At 49.2% G+C, this 20,141-nt stretch carries 5 protein-coding genes; 2 read left to right on the forward strand and 3 right to left on the reverse strand.

All coding sequences use genetic code 11. The annotated features are described in order from the left end of the window. Positions 1 to 12: 12 nt before the first annotated feature. The 3 genes from QUB06_RS06685 to QUB06_RS06695 form a co-directional block, all read right to left on the reverse strand. Positions 13 to 1,275: an MFS transporter gene (locus QUB06_RS06685; protein WP_333434626.1), complete on the reverse strand. Its 1,263-nt coding sequence runs from the start codon at positions 1,273 to 1,275 to the stop codon at positions 13 to 15. 325 nt (positions 1,276 to 1,600) lie between these two features. Continuing rightward, positions 1,601 to 2,782, reverse strand: a complete 1,182-nt coding sequence (locus tag QUB06_RS06690; RefSeq protein WP_333434627.1) for a PepSY-associated TM helix domain-containing protein — start codon at positions 2,780 to 2,782, stop codon at positions 1,601 to 1,603. A gap of 264 nt (positions 2,783 to 3,046) precedes the next feature. Continuing rightward, positions 3,047 to 6,097, reverse strand: a complete 3,051-nt coding sequence (locus QUB06_RS06695) for a TonB-dependent receptor domain-containing protein (protein WP_333434628.1) — start codon at positions 6,095 to 6,097, stop codon at positions 3,047 to 3,049. A 565-nt stretch (positions 6,098 to 6,662) separates the two neighbouring features. On the opposite strand from QUB06_RS06695, the gene QUB06_RS06700 reads away from it, so the two are divergent. Both QUB06_RS06700 and QUB06_RS06705 read left to right on the forward strand, forming a co-directional pair. Further along, on the forward strand, positions 6,663 to 15,326 hold the full coding sequence (locus tag QUB06_RS06700) for an amino acid adenylation domain-containing protein (RefSeq protein ID WP_333434629.1): 8,664 nt from the start codon (positions 6,663 to 6,665) through the stop codon (positions 15,324 to 15,326). A 101-nt stretch (positions 15,327 to 15,427) separates the two neighbouring features. Then, a complete protein-coding gene (locus tag QUB06_RS06705; RefSeq protein WP_445251361.1) occupies positions 15,428 to 20,140 on the forward strand; it encodes an amino acid adenylation domain-containing protein in 4,713 nt (1,570 codons plus the stop codon). Position 20,141: the final 1 nt, after the last annotated feature.

Here is a 20,141-nt window from a genome sequence, read left to right on the forward strand (position 1 = left end):
TCCGTGTCCCCTTTACGCATCGCGTAGCTGTCGGCAAGCATACCCACCGACTGCAACGAGGAATAAGCCCAGTGCGGAGATAGCGTATAACAAAGCCATGCCAGCACCGGCACCTGTCCCGATAATTGGGCCAAAAATAGCTGCTAAAAAACCTCCCGGTTGCATGGCGGGTTCAAAGACGCGATCGGCAAGTGGGCCTGCGATCAATAAACCGATCGCTGACGCCAATTGCACGATCACTGCTCTGGTAGCAAAAACGCGGCCCTGTACCTCTGGTGCGACTTTCGCCAGCCAGATTGCCTCGTTGGAACTGCCGAGGATGGGGAAATTGAAAGACGAACAAAATTGAGCGGGAATCCAGATGGAAAGGGCCTGACCGAAAGCAAAGACTATTTTACTCAAGCCCGCGCCTGCCATGCCGAGCAGAAAGCCCCGGATTCGGCGTTTGGGACCGCCCCAAATACTGACGATCGATGCTCCTAGAACGCCGCCGGCGCCGGCGGCGGAAAGGATAGTACCTAGGATTCTGGCATTGTTGCCAGTGCGTGCCAGTATCATCGGTGAGTAGAGGGCTGCGCCGATGTCGTGAGCGAACCAGAATAGAGAAACCGATACCAGCAAGGCAAGCAGGCTGGGACGCTGGACGATGTAGCGGAATCCGAAGCTGAGTTCTTGCAATAGGTGGGGGCGAGTCGGCTGCGGATTGGGGACGATCGCGGGCTGGGGTATTTTGACACATACTAGGGTGCCGATCGCGATTGTAAATGTTGCCAGGTCGATCGTAAAAATTCCGCCGGGCCCGATCGCAGAATAGAGAATTCCCGCCAGCGTCGGAGCAATAATACTCGCGCCATAATTTGCCAAAAAACTTAAACTGCTAGCGCGGCTGTAATGCTTTTCTGGCATCATTGTGGCGATCGCTGCTGAGTAAGCTAACTGCTGAATTTGGTCAAAAATTCCGTTAACCGCAGCCGCTACATATATATGCCATATTTGCAGGTTTTGGCTGATATAAAGTAATAGGATAGCGAGCGTTAACAAAGCTGAAACCGCATCGCCGATCGCCATTAAAAATTTTCGATTCCAGCGATCGACGAGAATGCCAGCAACCGGAGCAAGCAAGATGCGCGGCAATTGAGTAAAAAACATCAACAAAGCCAAAGCCGTCGCTTGACTGGTGGACTCCCAAATCCAAATAGTCAGCGCAAACCCAGACATAGCGCTGCCAATCATCGAAGCAGTTTGTCCGAGCCAGAGTTGAATAAATTTTTGCATTAAAGAAGCGATTGATAGGATTTAAAATTCAGAGGATCTGGTTTTTTAGGCAGGATAATCATATCAATTCCGGTTGCCTCGAAATAGTCAAATCCAGTCAACAGTAAACAATTTCCGAGGGATGGTGCAACCGGACTCGATTGGATTCATCTGCGTTAATCTGTGTTAATCTGCCATCATCTGCGGTAAAAAAAAAGATAATTTATTAACCGCAGATGACAAGGGATTGACGCAGATTCACGCAGATTAAGAGAGGAGAGATAGGAATAATTCCGATGCTAACAGATTTGATATCACACCCGCATCAAACCGCAGGCCGCTCTCATTAAAACCAAGGCCATTGCTGGCTAAGTGGCGATAATTTTTCATATTGCTGTCTCGCCTCCTTTCTGTAAAATTTCGCCAAATGCCGCTGCCGCCACATCAGTACGCCCGTCATAAACAGTACGATCGCTGCTAATCCTGCGATCGCGTGTACAAGTCGCAAGTAAATTCCGCCATAGCTGCCAATATGTAGCGGATAAAGCGAGTTGAGAATTCGATTTGCTACAGAAGCTGAATTTACACTGTCAGCCTGTAATATTTTGCCACTATATTGGTCGAGATAAATGGTGCTAATCCCGTTTGGGTGCGGATCATTGGGAAATTTTTTCCGTACTTTAAAAGTTGCTTCAGGCTTCAAAGGCAGAGAAATAAAAGTGGTTTTAGCTTCCGGCCAAACGGTATTAACTTGGTGTAAGATTTCGTCAAGGTTTTGCATCGAACTGCTAGAGTGGGGATGAGAAGTCAATGCTGGCTGTGGCTTTTCATTGGTTAGCCAATACAGAGTCGATTCAACCGGGGCGTAAAAAATTATCGCTGTCCCTGTAGCAGAGATGAGTATGAGAAAAGCAACCGATACAATGCCCGAAACGTTATGTAAATCAAATACAGTCCGCTGCCAGTGAGCTTTCCAATTAATAGAAAATCCGCGAGCCAAATTGCGCCAACCCGTCCACAATACCAAGCCACTAAAAGTTAGTCCTAGCATTACTAGACCGCAAATACCGACCACAAGATGACCGAATTCTCCTCCCGCTAATTCCGCGTGTAACGTAAAAATAAAACCTGTAAAAGTTTCTTTCCAAAGGCGTCCACCCGTAATTTTTCCACTGTAAGGATTGACATAAACGCTAACTATTTCCTCACTCTTTGACAGCATTGAAACTTGGCAAATATCCTTCGCCGATCGGGGCAGCAAGATACTAAGAGCTTGATTTTTGGGATAAGCTTTTTCGACAATTTGCAGGACATTTTCCAGCGGTATCCGTTCGGCTTGAGGAATTACTTGCAGGAGTTGGGGATTGAAGAACCGCTCGATTTCGGGACTGAAAACCAGCAAGCTGCCCGTTAAAGCAATTACTGCTAGAAATATTCCTACCACCAACCCCAAATACAAGTGCAGTTTGAATGCGAGTTTGCGGAACTTCATCTCGAAATTTTTCTCAAAGCCGTTAACTGTTCTCATTAAGGTAAAACCGATAATCCGACAGGGAATGAATTCCCTGTCTCAAAGCTAAATTCCTCGCTATGAGGACTGAGAAAAACACTTCTCAACTCATTAGTCCTATGCAATAGGACTTTAGCTATTAGACAGGGGTTGAAACCCCTGGCGGACTAGCCGGTGGGCGCGAGGACTAGCAGACTAACAGCTTAAATTGACACCAATGGGTTCTTGGAGTGTCCCTACGGGGATATTGAATCTACCTCATAAACCTGCAATCTGCTGTAATTACCAGTTAAGGCGGTAATTAACACTGAGAGTCAAACCTCTCCCTGCATAATTAGAGCTGTCCAATCCAAATCCAGCGGAGTATTGGGAGATCACGGGAAAATATTGATTATTCAATAAATTCTCGACTTTGACTTGTAGCAGCCCCGATCCAATTTTAACCGCGCTGACGTAATCCAGTGTGAGATAGCTGCTAATCGGGCCGCCATCCGAGCCGTCTTTGAAGGCTTGATCGCGATTTCCAGAATATAATAACTGTAACCGATTGTTCCATCCCGGCAAAGTTTCGTTTTGAACATAAGCTGTTAGCTTGAGCGGTGGAATTCGGCTGCTATCGAGGGCGATGTAACGGTTTTCCTCCTCATATTTGCCTTGAATATAAGTAGCAGTCCCGCCGATCGACCAGGTTCGTCCAGGTTGCCAATCCACAGTTCCTTCTAAGCCGTAAATGCGTTCTGGGGCGCGCTGTAGTTCCAGGCGGCCTGTGTTGCCAACTGGTTCAAAACGGACTCCTAGATCCGAGGTATTGTAAAAAGCGGCAAGCGACATTTGCACGGATTGCCACCCTCCTCGAATGCCAATTTCGTAGCTGTTGACTTTTTGCGGTTGAGTTACTTCTAACGAAGATTCAATTCCGACAAAATCCTCGGGGGGTTGGCGGAGGATGCGGCCGAAATCTGGAACTGAGAAACCTTGAGAAAAGTTGCCAAATATGTTGAAGGTGTCATTAATTTTATAGACAGCCCCTGTATTAAATAGGGTGGCGTTAAATTTGCGATCGCCTCCTTCGATCTGGCGCTCATTAAAAGTCGTATAATCATTGACGTTTAACCCGAGGCGTTCGTGACGTATCCCACCACTTAAAATGACGATATCGTCAATATTCCATTCCATTTGACCGAAAAAGCCAAGGCTGTTGAAAGTGTAAGGAGGGACGAAAGGACGCTCGGAGATTTTCCGGTAAACCCGGCGGCCACTTGCGTCAAATCTCTCCGGGTCGTACAGGTCGAAACGCTGTCTGCTATCTTCAGTAATATAGTCAGAACCCCAAGTTAATCGAAGATTTTCGGCACGGGATAAAGGAGTGGTGATCGCCAGTCTACCTCCTATCTGTTCGTTCTCGGCTCGCGAACGAGTAACACCGACAAACGGCCCAAAGAACTCGGACGTGCGGTAATCTAAAGGAACACCTACATTGGAATTCGTTCGATAGTAGATTTGACTTTGAAGGCTGCTGCCAAAAAGGTTTTGGTTGGTGTAACTTAGGTTGAGCTGTGTACTTTTATTTCCCGGTGTTTCCCCGTCAATATCCAAATCTCCGGTTCGGATGGCGCGGGCTTTTTGCCGTCCTTCCTGGTCGTCAACACTAGAGTCTGAAATTACATTGGGATCTTGGGTTTCGCGATAGTGATTGACCGTTAGTTGCAGCCGCTGGTTGGTGTCCAAATCTACCCCGACTTTGCCCATCACGTTGAAGAGCGTGCTGCTATCTCCGCCGATTTCAAACAAGGGAATGCGATCGCCTTTGGCATCGTAAAAAGCTCCACTTCTAGAGAGCGAGACAGTGCCGGTCATATCGAAATTGCCACTTCGGCCAGAAATCGTCTGCTGAGCGTTAAAGCCTAAAGCATCTCTTGTGTTTGTTAAAGGGCTACTGACGCCCACTTCAGTAACAGCAGTTAGCCTTTCCTCAGTTGGGCGACGAGTAATAATATTAATCACGCCACCTGTAGCCTGAGCGCCGTAGATTGCGGTAGACCCCCGCACTACTTCAACACGCTCGATCGCGCTGGGATCGATGTTTCTGAATTCTCTGCCAAAAGATTGAAGATTGGTCGTTTGTGGCACGCCGTCAATCAGAACGGAAACGTCGCGACCCCGCAAAGTTTGTCCATAAGTGGTAGTAGTTTGAGTCGGGGGCGCGAAACCGGGAACCTGATTTGCCAGAGCTTCCCCGACATTTCTCGATGGCCCTGTGTCCCGCTGAATTTCTTCTGAGTCTACCACCGTTATAGAGCGTGGCACGTTCGTCACTCTTTGTGAGGTTCGTGTTGCAGTGACGACGATTTCAATCGGGGATCTCCCCACCTGTGGCGTGCCAGGTGGCTGCGCTGTCGGCGGTAAGGGTTCTCCGGGCGTCCCAGGTGGCTGCGCTGTAGGCGGTAAGGGTTCTCCGGGCGTCCCTGGCGGCTGCGCTGTCGGCGGTAAGGGTTCTCCGGGCGTTCCTGGCGGCTGCGCTGTAGGTGGTAAGGGTGCTCCGGGCGTCCCTGGCGGCTGCGCTGTCGGTGGCAAAGGTTCTGCGGGTATCTCTACCTGCTGCCCTGTCGATGGCAAGGGTGCTGCGGGTGTCCCCGGCCGCTGTGTTGTAGGAGCCGGTGCAGGCGGGCGAGCCGTCATCTCCGAGGTGGGTTTTAAGCTGAGAATCAGACCCGCAGCGTTAGGAATCACCCGTGCCACTGGTTGACCCCTCTCGCCAATGACTCTGATTCGGATGCTGTTGTTATCTAAAGGAGTAACGGTGACAGAAGCAATTCCGGCAGCCGGTTTGTCTTGACGAAACTCATTTCCCCCCGGTAGTCGCAGTTGAGCGGTGATGGCATCAATTTGTAAAGTTTCGCCAAAGGTGGTGGTGAAGACTTGCAGGGGTCTTCCATCTTCAGTGTCTAGGATGATTTCAATGCCTTCTGAGGTGGGGTTGAGGCGAACTGCCGTCACTTGCGCGATGTTGGAAGCGCACGCCGACTGAGCGACTACCGCCGACACGACTCCTGCCAGCCCAAGGCTACTTAATAATTTCTGCGATCTGTTCATTACTCTTAAATCAACAATTAATGGAACTTCGGATATGTGGTTTGCGTTGCTTGCACAACATGATTTGTGGCAGCGTTGCTGCTCTTCTCTGGCTCCTGAAACTGACCTGCGGAAGATCCGGCCCAGTTGTCGGGCGCAGTTCGATCCGATTCTCCCGTCGCTAGTGGCATTTGTCTGGGAATACAGCAGGCGCGTGAGGGCGAACTCCTCAGTCCGGTGGCGCTCTGGACGATCGCCCACGGTTGGCACCTTCCTCGGTTAAAGGAAGTAGTCGCTCGACGCTTAATGAGAAAGTGCCTTAATTAGATAACAGAGCACTTGCATCTGTCAAGAGTTAACTAATGAAAACTTGTTGCATTTTAATATAGGGGGTGTGACCCCTCGGTCTGCTTGTACACCACTTGCCTATTATGGTTTATTGTGAGGGCTAGACAAACGATCGCCTAAAATGCTATGGCAAAAGTTAGAAAAGATTGTCATATAGGCAATGATAGGAGTCAATAAATTATCTCAACTACTCTTGACAATAAATATCATCTAGCCTACTATGCTTAAAGTCGATAGCCGTAAAGCCCCTGAAGCTGATATCGAAGCTGGCGCGGACTGAAATCGCCCCGGAGCCATTGCCGAACAGCGCGATCGACAACAAAACGTGAAAACAAGCGCTAATACCCGGATTGAAGACTCAAACACGCTGATGGGAGACTCGTAACGCCCGAAAACTGTCCACAGAACGTCTATGTGGAAAGAATTTGGCGGAACTGGTTGGCGTACTGCAAACAAGATTTATAGGTAAAAAGAATCGATGAGTGACGCAAACATTAAGGGAAACCAACTCACCGAAAGTTGTACCAATTTAGTAGAACTTCTAAAAAACAGAGCATTACACCAACCAGAGCAGAAATATACATTTCTGTTAGACGGAAAAACTGAAACCGCGAGTTTGACTTATCGAGAGTTAGATGCGATCGCCCGATCGCACGCCGCGCGACTTCAAACATTGGGAGTCACTGGCGAACGAGCCTTACTGCTTTTCCCACCCGGATTGGACTATCTCGCCGCCTTTTTTGGATGCTTGTACGCCAAAGTTATCGCAGTTCCCCTCTATCCGCCGAAGCTGAAACGGAATTTAGCGAAAATTAGTGCGATCGCCAAAGACGCAGGAGCAACAGTTGCGATCGCTCCCGCGCGACACCTGGAAAATTTAGAGCAGCTATGCGAGCAAGCGCCGGAACTCAAACGGCTGCACTGGCTGACAGCAGAGGCGCTTGCCGATGACGGCGAAAAGTGGCAGCAGCCACCCATCCATCCCGACTCCGTGGCTTACCTGCAGTACACTTCCGGCTCAACCTCCACCCCCAAAGGCGTAATGGTGAGCCACGCCAACGTTTTGTACAACATCGAATACATTCACCGAGGCTTTGAGCACGATTCCGAAAGCGTTGCGGTAACGTGGCTTCCCCCCTTTCACGACATGGGGTTAATTGACGGATTGCTCAAACCTTTGTATCTGGGAATTCCCTCTTACTCCATGCCGCCAGCGGCGTTTATTCAGAACCCGATGTGCTGGTTGGAAGCGATTTCGCGCTACAAAGCTACCCACAGCGGCGGGCCAAATTTTGCTTACGACTTGTGCGCCAGCAAAAGCAGCAAAATCTTGGGCGATGGCCAAAAAATGCTCGACTTGAGTAGTTGGCGCGTGGCCTATAACGGCGCAGAACCCATCCACAAAGAAACCCTAGAGAGATTTACCCAAGCTTTTGAACCCTGCGGTTTTCACGCGGATGCCTTTTGTCCTGCTTACGGAATGGCAGAAACTACGCTAAAAATTGCCACGGTTCGCAGCGGGGAAACACCGACTTTCTTACCTGTTGACGCTGGGGCGCTGGAAAATAATCACATTGTAGAAGTTGGCGAAGGCGAGGGGGACGCGAGAACTTTAGTCGGCTGCGGTTTCCCTGAATTTGGCACTAAAGTTGCGATCGTCAATCCCGAATCTCTGACGCAATGCCAGCCGCAGGAAGTCGGAGAAATTTGGGTAGCTGGCGAAACAGTTGCGCGAGGCTATTGGAATCGCCCAGAAGAGACAGAAAAAACCTTTCAAGCATATCTTTCAGATACCAGCGAAGGGCCATTTTTACGAACAGGAGATTTAGGCTTTTTACGAGACGGAGAACTGTTTATTACAGGGCGACTCAAAGATTTGATTATCATCCGAGGTCGCAATCTTTACCCCCAAGATATAGAAAGAACAGTAGAACGCAGCCATCCCAGTTTGCGCCAGGGGGCGATCGCGGCATTCTCGGTGGAAGTCGCAGGCGAAGAACAGCTCGTTATCGTGCCAGAATTACAATCTCGCAAAGCGCCGGATAATGCCGAGGAAATTATCAGCGCCATCCGCTCCAGCATTGCTCAAGAATATGAAGTGCAAGTTTATGGAGTAGTGCTGATTAAGCCCGGAAGCATTCCGAAAACCACTAGCGGTAAAATTCAACGTCGCGCCGCCTATGCTGACTTTATAGCTGACAATTTGGAAGTTGTCGCCAGTAGCGTTTTAGAGTTAGCTGATTCGGTGGAAATCGACAATCAACTCACGCGAGAAATTCTGCTGACAGCAGAGTTAGAAGAACGGCAGCCGCTGCTTGAGGCTTACCTTTGGCAGCAGGTAAACCGCCGGGGAATGAATTCCCCGGCTAATAGCCAAAGTCGGCTAAAGCCGACTGAAGAGGAATCTTCAATCCACTTCAGTGGCAGCGGGAAAACACAAGATATTATCGATCGACCTCTCAGTAGCTTTGGACTAGATTCTTTAAGAATTTTTGAGTTAAAAAATCAGATAGAGAGCGACTTGGGCGTTACTGTATCGGTTGCCGATTTGTTTGAGGATCGGAGCATTGCTCAACTGGCAGTGCAAATTTTAGAGCAACTGACAGGAAATACCAAAGCAGTAGTCATTGGGCCAGTTTCTCGCTCACAGCATCTTCCCCTGTCTTTTGCCCAAGAGCGCTTGTGGTTCTTCGACCAATTGGAACCCGGAAACCCCTTCTATAACCTCTGCGGTGCGGTTCGGATTACAGGACAACTCAATGCAGAAGCACTCAGACAAAGTATTGAGAAAATTATCGATCGGCACGAGATTTTAAGAACTGCGTTTGCGGGTGCTGAGAAAGAACAGATACAAGTTATTTTTGAGGCGAAAAGTTTCCCATTACCGCTGATTGATTTGAGCGATCGCTCCCCGGAGGAACGCGAGAAAGCAGCGCAAAAACTGTCTGCTGAAGCAGCAAAATTGCCCTTTGATTTAACTCAACCACATCTGCTCCGTGCCCAACTCCTGCGCCTATCGCAAACAGAACATACTCTGCTTTTATCCGCCCACCATATCATTTTTGATGGCTGGTCATTGGGCATATTTTTACGAGAACTAGCTGCATTTTATGAAGGATTGTCTAATAAAAATTTAGCTTCACTTCCACCGCTGCCAATTCAGTATGCAGACTTTGCAACTTGTCAGCGCCAACAAATGCAGGGAGAAATATTAGAAACTCAACTTACTTACTGGAAGCAGCAGTTAAGTGGCAGCGCAGCGGTTCTAAATTTACCAACAGACTTTTCTCGTCCCGCCGTTCAAAGTTACAAGGGAGGTAGGCAATTATTTGAATTGCCAGAGCACTTAACCGAGGCAATCAGGCAATTGAGTCGCCGCGAAAAAACTACTTTCTTTATGACATTGCTGGCAGCATTCAAAACACTGCTTTACCGCTACACGGGGCAAGAAGATATCCTCGTCGGTTCACCAATTGCCAGCCGCAACAGCAGCGAAACCGAATCATTAATTGGATTTTTTGTCAATACTTTAGTCCTGCGAACTGACTTAAATGGAAATCCAACTTTTCGAGAGTTGCTGAATCGAGTGCGAGAGGTTGCATTAGGTGCTTACGCGCATCAAGATGTACCGTTTGAGAAGTTGGTAGAAGAATTGCAGCCGAATCGAGATTTAAGTCACTCGCCGTTATTTCAGGTGATGTTTGCCTTTCAAAATGCCTCTGAATTCGCCTTAGAATTGCCGGATTTAAGCTTGAACTGCCAACAGATTCACAGCGGCACAGCAAATTTCGATTTAACCCTGGAATTAGAAGCAACAGCAACAGCTATTAGAGGCTGGTTTGAGTACAGCCTAGACTTATTTGAAGCGGCTACGATCGCGCGAATGGCGAGGCACTTTCAGAACTTATTAGAAGGCATCGTTGCGAATCCCTCCGCGCGTCTATCAGATTTACCGCTGCTTGCAGAAACAGAACGCCAACAACTTCTATTTGAGTGGAATAATACTGGGGTAAATTACTCCCAAAATGAGTGCGTTCACCGTTTGTTTGAAGCGCAGGCTGCGAAAACGCCTGATGCGGTTGCGGTGCGATTTGAATGCCAAAGTTTGACCTACCAAGAATTAAATAATCGCGGGAATCAACTTGCCCATTACTTGCACTCCTTCGGCGTAAAACCCGATGCGATAGTCGGCGTTTATATGGAGCGATCGCTCGATGCGATCGTCGGAATTTTAGGCGTATTAAAAGCAGGCGGCGCTTATTTGCCCCTCGATCCGAACTATGCCAAAGAACGTCTTAATTTCATGTTAGAAGACGCTGGAGTTCGCGTATTGTTAACGCAAGCAAAATTAGCCGCCGACTTGCTAGTCCCCAATATTTCCGCGATTTGCTTGGATGCAGAATGGGAGATAATTTATCAACAAAATCAGTCAAATCCTGATAGCGCCGTTTCGCCAGAAAACCTCGCTTATATCATCTATACATCGGGGTCTACCGGCCAGCCAAAAGGAGTGATGGTGCAGCATCAATCTTTGGCAAATTATACACAGGCTGCAAGTGTAGAATATGGCATCGAACCAGGCGATCGCATTCTCCAATTTGCTTCCCTCAGCTTCGACGCCAGCGCCGAAGAAATCTATCCCTGTTTAACGCGAGGTGCCACTTTGGTACTGCGCGGAAATTCCATGTTAGACAGCATTTCTTCCTTCCTGCAAAAATGCCGGGAATGGCAAATCACCGTATTGGATTTGCCGACAGCTTACTGGCGCGAATTAACAGCCAGACTCAGCGCCGAAAAATCCGAATTTCCCCCGTCAGTGCGCTTGACAATTATTGGCGGAGAAACCGCACTTTCAGCATCCCTGAATCAGTGGCAAAAATGCGTATCAGAAAAAGTCCGGCTAGTCAATACTTACGGCCCCACAGAAACAACCATTGTCGCCACGTGGTGCGACACTCTCCCCTCTTCCTCCTCCTCTTCTCTCCCCTCTGCGCCCTCTGCGCCCTCTGCGGTTAAAAACTCCCCAAAATCGCTACCAATTGGACGCCCAATTCCAAATGCCCGCACCTATGTACTCGATGCTAATTTGCAACCCGTTCCCATCGGAATTCCCGGCGAACTATATATCGGAGGTGCGGGGGTTGCGAGAGGATATATCAACCGTTCGGATCTGAATCGAGAAAAATTTATTCCCGATATTTTTAGCAGCAAACAAGGCGATCGCCTTTACAAAACAGGCGATTTAGTCCGGTATCTTCCCGACGGCAACTTAGAATTTCTCGATCGCACAGATCGCCAAGTGAAAATTCGCGGTTTCCGCATTGAGTTAGGAGAAATTGAATCCGCACTCAGCCAACATCCAGACGTGCAAGAAGCAGTCATTCTCGCGCGTGAGGAAGATTCAGGCGAAAAGCGCTTAATTGCTTACCTCGTTTTAAATTCAGCAGTTGCGGGCGGGCACGGGGGCACCGCCCCTACGCACTCGGCATTGATTAAAAATCTGCGTTCTTTCCTCCGGGAACAACTGCCCGATTATATGGTGCCTGCCAGTTTCATGTTTTTAGAAGCGATGCCATTAACGCCAAACGGCAAGGTAGATTTTAAGGCACTTCCCGCACCGGAAACCAACAAGTCAGACGCCGATTTTATTGCTCCTGAAACTTTAGAAGAACAAGTATTAGCGGAGATTTGGGCGGAGGTTCTGGGTTTAAAACAGGTGGGAATCAATGACAATTTCTTCGAGTTGGGAGGTCACTCTTTGCTGGCAACTCAACTGATTGCCAAGGTGCGCGATCGCTTTCAAGTCGAGCTATCATTGCGCTGCTTGTTTCAATCCCCTACTGTCGCCAGTCTGGCAGTTGCGATCGCACAAGCTAAGAGCCAGCAGTCGCCCGAACCCCTGATTTCACTGCCCGCGATCGCCCCCGATCCTCAAAATCGCTACCAACCATTTCCGCTCAATGAAATGCAGCAGGCGTACTGGATCGGGAGAAATAGCTTTTTTGAAATGGGCAATGTTGCCATTCACGGCTATGTAGAAATTGAGAGCGACGAGTTAGATTTAGAGCGGTTTAGCCTCGCGTGGCAGCGAGTTGTAGAGCGTCACGATATGCTGCGGGCGATCGTACTGCCGAACGGACAGCAGCAAATTCTGGAAAACGTACCCGCTTATAAAATTGAGGTTTTGGATTTGCGATCGCTCGGTTCAGAGGTTGCGGGTGAAAAACTCGAAGCAATTCGCGATCGCCTTTCTCACCAAGTGCTGCCGCTAGATCGCTGGCCGCTGTTCGAGATTTGCGCTTCGCAAATAAGCGATCGCCGCATCCGGCTCCACATCAGCATTGACGCCTTGTGCATAGACGGCTGGAGTTTTCAAATTTTGTTTGGCGATTTGGTGCAGTTTTACCGCAATCCCAATAGTGCGATCGCGCCCTTGCAACTGTCTTTCCGCGATTGCGTATTAGCTGCGATCGCCTTAGAAAACTCCCCATTTTACCAGCAATCCTTAGATTACTGGCGCAATCGCCTCAAAACCCTGCCACCAGCGCCGGAATTGCCCCTAGCCAAACAGCCGAATTCCTTAACGCAGCCGCGATTTAAACGCTGGAGCGATCGCCTAGACTTGCCAACCTGGCAGCGCCTCAAAACGCGCACAGCTCGCGCCAGCCTCACTCCTACGGGTTTATTGCTCGCCGCCTATGCCGAAGTTCTTTCCCTGTGGAGCAAAACGCCTCGGTTTACCCTCAACGTGCCTCGCTTTAATCGCCTTCCCCTCCATCCTCAAGTTGAGGAAATTATCGGAGAATTTGCCTCATTTACTCTGCTAGAAATAGACAATTCAAAGCCAGAAAGTTTTGAAGTACGAGCCAAGCGACTGCAAGAACAACTTTGGCAAGATTTAGAGCACCAGTACGTCAGCGGCGTGCGCGTTTTGCGAGAACTCGCTCAAGCGCAAGGTACAACCGCTGCGCTGATGCCAGTTGTGTTTACGATCGATCCGCAAAACGCGCCAGGGGAAGATACTTCTATCTTTTCTCTCATTCAAGAATTGGGAGAACTGGTTCATATTATCGGTCAAACGCCGCAAGTTTGGATCGACGCGCAATTTACCGAAACTGCAGACGGGCTTTCTTTTAGCTGGGATGCGGTGGAAGAACTCTTCCCGCCAGGGATGATTGGCGATATGTTTGAGGCCTACTGTCGCCTGTTGCAACGCCTCGCCAATGAAGAGGAAACTTGGCAGAAAAGGGTGCAGTTTCAGCAAGCCCTTACTAACAGCATTGAGGCACCCATTCCCGATGTATTGCTGCACGAATTGTTTGCTGAGAAAGCCGCGTCGCGATCGCACGAACCCGCCATCATTACGCGCGATCGCACCCTCACCTACGAGGAACTCTATCTGCGATCGAATCAAGTCGCTCACCGATTGCGGAAGCTGGGAGCTCGCCCTAACCAGTTGGTTGCCGTCGTCATGGAAAAAGGATGGGAGCAAATCGTCGCTGTGCTGGGCATTCTCGCATCCGGGGCAGCTTATTTGCCCGTAGATGCGGCCCTACCAAAAGAGCGGCTGCGGTATTTGCTGGAAAATGGCGAAGTTGAGATTGTTTTGACGCATTCTCAATTAAATCAGCGCTTGGAATGGCCGGAAAATGTGCGGCGAATTTGTCTCGATACCGACGAATTGGCTGCCGAAAGCAGCGAAGCTTTGGAGTCGGTGCAGGAACCGGAAGATTTAGCTTATGTGATTTATACTTCCGGCTCAACTGGCTTGCCGAAAGGCGTGGCGATCGCGCACCGCGGTGCAGTCAATGCGATCGCTCAGACCAACCAAGTGTTTAATGTGGCCGAGTGCGATCGCGCGATCGCAGTCACCGCACTGCACCACGATATGTCGGTTTACGATATCTTCGGCATCCTAGCGGCCGGGGGCGCGATCGTCATTCCCGATGCCGCACAACGGCTAGACCCCGCTCACTGGGCGCAATTGATGGTAAAAGAGCGCGTCACCATTTGGAACTCGGTTCCGCCGATGATGGAAATGCTGCTCGATTACGCTGCCGGACGTTCTGAGGTGTTGCCAGAGTGCTTGCGCTGGGCGTTTCTCGGCGGAGATTGGATACCGATAACGCTCCCCCAGAGGTTAAGGGCGATCGTCAAAGAATGTCGCGTTGTCAGCGTTGGCGGGCCAACCGAAACCACTCTCTGGAACATCTGGTATCCGGTAGAAACTGTTGATTCTTCTTGGAAAAGCATTCCCTACGGATCGCCGATCGCGAACACCCGCTACTACATTTTGAATGAAAGGCTCGAAGACTGCCCCGTCTGGGTGCCAGGGGAAATGTGCTGCGCGGGGGTTGGACTGACAAAAGGATACTGGCGGAATGAAGAAAAAACTCGCGCCAGCTTCCTCACTCACCCCGTCACGGGCGATCGCCTCTACCGAACGGGAGATTTAGGGCGCTTCCTCCCTGACGGCAATATCGAATTTTTAGGGCGAGAAGATTTCCGCCTTAAAATTCGAGGATTCCGCATCGAAGCAGGAGAAATTGAAGCTGCTTTGAACGAGCACCCAGCAGTCAAAGCATCAATTGTCACCGCATTCGGAGAAAATCACAGTCAAAAACGCTTAGTAGCATATATAGTTCCACAACAAAATGCTGCCCCTGCGGTTGAAGAATTGCGCCAATTTTTGAGTGAAAAGCTGCCGGATTATATGGTGCCTTCTGCATTTATAATTCTGGACGCGCTGCCGCTTTCGGCGAACGGCAAAGTTAACCGCAAGGCTCTACCCAAACCGGATGCCGCAATTCCAGAAACAAAGATTTTTGTCGCACCGCGCACTCCTATTGAGGCAATGTTAGCGAGAATTTGTTGTGTGGTTCTCGGCATTGAAGAGTTAAGCATTACCGATAACTTTTTTGAACTAGGAGGAAATTCGCTGCTGGCAATTCAATTAGCTGCAAAGGTACGAGAAGATTGTCAGCTAGAATTGCCTTTGTGCGATATTTTTGCAGGGCGATCGCTAGCCGTACTTGCAGAAAAGATTGCTGAAGCAAAAAGTAAAAACGCGACAGTTGAAGAACCCGCGATCGCGCCTGTTTCGCGATCGGCGTACCGCATGAAATTGTCCTCTTTGCGCTAAGCACAAATCAGTTATGAGTCATGGGATTGCAGCCCATAACTCATAACCAATCCCCAAATATCGGCGGCAATCCCAATTACCAATTACCAGTTACTAATCCAATGACGGTGCATTTTTCCGAAAAACCTCCAACAGATACTCGCGACTTGGCGAATGCTTCCGAAGAAGAAGTATTTGCATTTCCCACCTCTTTTGCCCAGCAAAGACTGTGGTTTATCGATCAATTGGAACCGGGAAACCCTTTTTACAACCTTCCGGCGGCTGTGTTACTAAAAGGCAGGCTAAATGTAGTAGTGCTAGAACGAAGTTTCAAGGAAATTGTGCGCCGTCACGAAGCTTTGCGGACGACATTTGCCACTGTAGACGGTCAACCCGTGCAGGTAGTTCGTCAACAATTTAATTTCGGGCTGCAAGTTTTAGACTTGCAAAAATTGTCGGAAAGTGAGCGAGAAGAAAAAGTAAAACAACTGGCTGCAGCAGAAGCTAATAAACCTTTTGATTTAACCAAAGGGCCGCTGTTGCGAGCTAGTTTGCTACAGTTAGATGCTGAGGAATATGTCTTGCTGTTGACGCTGCATCACATTATTTTTGATGGCTGGTCAATCGGAGTCTTTCTGCAAGAACTAGCAGCACTTTACGAAGCGTTTTCGATTGGCAAACCATCCCCACTTCCCGAACTTTCCATACAGTACGCCGATTTTGCTATTTGGCAGCGGGAATGGCTTGCGGGCGATTCCCTGCGGGATAGCTTCGCTTCACGCTTGCAAACTCAACTTAACTACTGGAAAAAGCAGCTTAGTGGCGCTCCCCCCTTGCTGGAATTGCCAGCCGATCGCCCCCGTCCCCCGGTGCAAACCTATCGGGGCGGGAAAGAATCATTTCTCATCCCGAAAACGCTAAGGTCAGCCCTCAAAAAGCTCAGCCGCCAGGAAAATGTCACCCTGTTTATGATGCTGCTAGCAGCCTTTAAAACGTTGCTCTATCGCTATACAGGACAGGCAGATATCCCCGTTGGCTCTCCCATCGCCAACCGCAACCGAGCGGAAATTCAAGGGCTAATCGGGTTTTTTGTCAATACTTTGGTATTGCGAACTGATTTGTCAGGCGCTCCCACTTTTCGGGAGTTGCTCGATCGCATTCGGGAGGTGAGTTTAGAAGCTTACGCTCACCAGGATTTGCCGTTTGAGAAACTGGTTGAAGAGTTGCAACCCGATAGAAATTTGAGCTACAATCCACTGTTCCAAGTTGCTTTTGTTTTGCAAACTCCACCTGTTGCTGCGGAATCAATAGCCGGACTCAATCTCACTCTTTTAGATGTTGAGAATCAGACAGCAAAAGTTGACTTAACGCTGTATTTAGAAGAAAAGCAGGAAGAAATTAGCGGTCAGCTTGAATACAGTACGGATTTATTTGATGCGGTCACTATTAGGCGGATGGCGGGGCATTTTCTCGCGTTGCTGGAGGGCATAGCTGCCAACCCAGATCGGCGGATTGAAGAACTACCGTTGCTGGGGGAAAAAGAGCGGCATCAGTTATTAGTAGAGTGGAATGACACCCGCGCCGATTATTCGAGCGATCGCTGCATTCATCAATTATTTGAAGCGCAGGTGGAGCGAATTCCCGATGCGATTGCAGTCGTATTTGAAGACCAAAAACTCACCTACCGCGAGCTGAATGAACGAGCGAATCAACTCGCGCATTACCTGCAAAAACTCGGCGTCAAGCCCGAAGTATTGGTGGGAATTTGTGTTGAGCGATCGCTCGATACAATTATCGGCATTCTCGGTATTCTCAAAGCTGGGGGCGCTTATGTTCCGCTCGATCCAGCCAACCCGCGCGATCGCCTTGCTTTTATACTCGAAGACGCGCAGGTAAATGTGCTGCTGACTGAGGAAAAGTTGTTGCAAACCCTTCCCAAATGCAGCGCCAAAATCGTTTGCCTCGATGGGGATAAAAGTGCTTTCTCCCAAAACAGCAAAGAAAATCCCGCCAGCGGCACCACTGCCGAAAATCTCGCCTATATCATCTACACTTCTGGCTCCACTGGCATCCCCAAAGGCGTTTTAGTTCCTCACTCAAACGTCGTCCGCCTGTTTGCTGCTACCCAGTCGCGGTACAACTTCAACGAGCAAGATGTGTGGACGCTGTTTCACTCTTATGCCTTTGACTTCTCAGTCTGGGAAATTTGGGGCGCTTTACTCTACGGCGGGCGACTCGCGATCGTACCTTATTCAGTCAGCCGATCGCCCCAAGATTTTTACAGCTTGCTATGCAAAGAACGAGTCACAGTTCTCAACCAAACTCCTTCGGCATTTTACCAGTTGATAAAGACAGAAGAATTTGCCGGAATTGACGAAGATTTAAGCCTGCGCTTAGTAATTTTTGGCGGGGAAGCTTTAGACTTGCAAAGCTTAAAACCTTGGTTCGATCGGCACGGCGATCGGCACCCCCAACTGGTCAATATGTATGGCATTACAGAAACAACTGTCCACGTCACCTATCGGCCGCTGACTGCCGCTGATTTAAGTAAAAATGCCAGCCTTATTGGCCGTCCAATTCCTGACTTGCAAGTTTACCTGCTCGATCGCAACTCCCAACCCGTTCCGATCGGCATCCCTGGGGAAATTTACGTTGGTGGTGCTGGCGTCGCGCGGGGCTATCTCAATCAGCCAGAATTAACGGCCGATCGGTTTATTCCAAACCCCTTTAATGACAGTTTGAAAGCGCGGTTGTACAAATCGGGAGACTTAGCTCGCTATCTGCCAAACGGCGATATTGAATACTTGGGACGAATTGACCACCAAGTAAAAGTGCGCGGTTTCCGCATCGAATTAGGAGAAATTGAAGCAGCGCTAGGACAGCATCCAGATGTCGCCCAGGCTGTGGTTGTAGTGCGAGAAGATGTACCGGGCGATAAGCGCTTGGTAGCTTATATCATTGCTAACTCAGCAGCACAAAATAAGCATTCAATACTGATTCACGAACTGCGCTGCTTTCTGAAAGAAAAATTGCCGGAATACATGGTGCCTGCTGTGTTCGTGATGCTGGAATCGCTGCCTCTAACTCCCAACGGCAAAGTCGATCGCAAGGCACTACCTGCACCGGATCGCGATCGCCCAGAACTCGAAGAGGCATTCGCCGCGCCAAGCACGGCTATTGAGAAAATCCTGGCAGAAATTTGGGCGCAAGTATTGGGGTTAGAACAAGTGGGAATAGACGACAATTTCTTTGAATTGGGCGGCGATTCTATCCTCAGCATTCAAGTAATTTCTCAAGCCAATCGAGCCGGGTTGCGACTTACACCAAAACAACTGTTTCAGCACCAAACTATTGCACAGTTAGCCACCGTCGCCGATACAACTGGGATTCAACAATCGGAACAGGGATTAATCACTGGCGAAGTTCCTCTGACACCGATTCAGCACTGGTTTTTCGAGCAAAATCTCTCCGATCCGCACCACTGGAATCAGGCGGTGCTTTTAGAGTTGCAGCAACCTCTCGAACCTGCATTAATTGAGGCAGTTTTGCAAGAATTGCTGAAGCACCACGACGCGCTGCGCCTGCGTTTTGCGCGAGGAGAATCTGGCTGGCTGCAGGAGCTCGCCAATCCCGACGAGGTTGCTCCGTTTACCTGCATTGATTTGTCGTCGCTACCTCCAAAGGAACGAGAAGCCGCTTTCCAAACCGCCGCCACTCAGTTGCAAGTTAGTTTGAATTTGTCAGAGGGGCCATTACTTCGCGCTGCCCTATTTGACTGGGGCAAACATCAGCCAAATCGCTTGTTATTGGTTATTCATCACTTAGCGGTTGATGGGGTTTCGTGGCGAATTTTAATTGAGGATTTCCAGACAGCTTATGGGCAGATTAGCCGCGGCGAAACAGTCGCGCTGCCGCCCAAAACAGCCTCATTTAAGCAGTGGGCAGAACGTTTGCAGGAGTGGGCGCGATCGCCCGAATTGCAAGCAGAGTTCGATTACTGGTTCGCCCTTTCTCACCAACCAACTTCTCGCTTGCCCATAGATTTTCCCACAGCAGCCAATTTAGTTGCATCTGAAAAGACGGTATCCGTTGCTTTGAGTGTTGAAGAAACAAAACTGCTCCTGCAAGAAGTACCTGCCGCTTACCGCACTCAAATTAATGATGTATTGCTAACTGCTTTAGCTCAAGCATTTGAACGCTGGACAGGCAATAACTCTCTTTTACTTGACTTAGAAGGTCACGGGCGCGAAGATATATTTGATGGAGTAGATTTGTCGCGCACAATCGGCTGGTTTACAGCAATTTTCCCCGTCCTGTTAAATTCAGAAAAACATTCCGATCTAGGGGATGCCATCAAATCAGTGAAAGAGCAGTTACGCGCAGTGCCAAATCGCGGTATTGGCTGCGGTGTCCAACGATATTTAAACCCAGAAAGTGCTAAAAATTTGCACAAATTGCCGCACGCTGAGGTAAGCTTTAACTATCTCGGACAGTTTGACCAAGTGCTGCCGAAATCTTCTTTGTTGATGCTGTCCTCCGAGCCTAGTGGCCCCATTCGCAGCCCGCGCGGAAATAGGCGTTACCTGCTGGAAATTAACGGATTTATTACCAGCAACAAGCTGCAATTAGATTGGACGTACAGCGAAAACATTCACCGACGAGAAAGCATTGAAAATTTAGCAACGGGCTTTATAGAATCGCTGCGATCGCTAATTCAATACTGTCAGTCCCCCGACGCCGGCGGCTCCACTCCTTCTGACTTTGCCGAGTTTAAGTGGAGCCAGTGGAGCCAGGACGATTTAGACAACATTACCGCAATTTTGGCAGAGCTTTAAT

Source organism: Microcoleus sp. D2_18a_D3 (genome assembly GCF_036702455.1).
Classification (GTDB): domain Bacteria; phylum Cyanobacteriota; class Cyanobacteriia; order Cyanobacteriales; family Microcoleaceae; genus Microcoleus.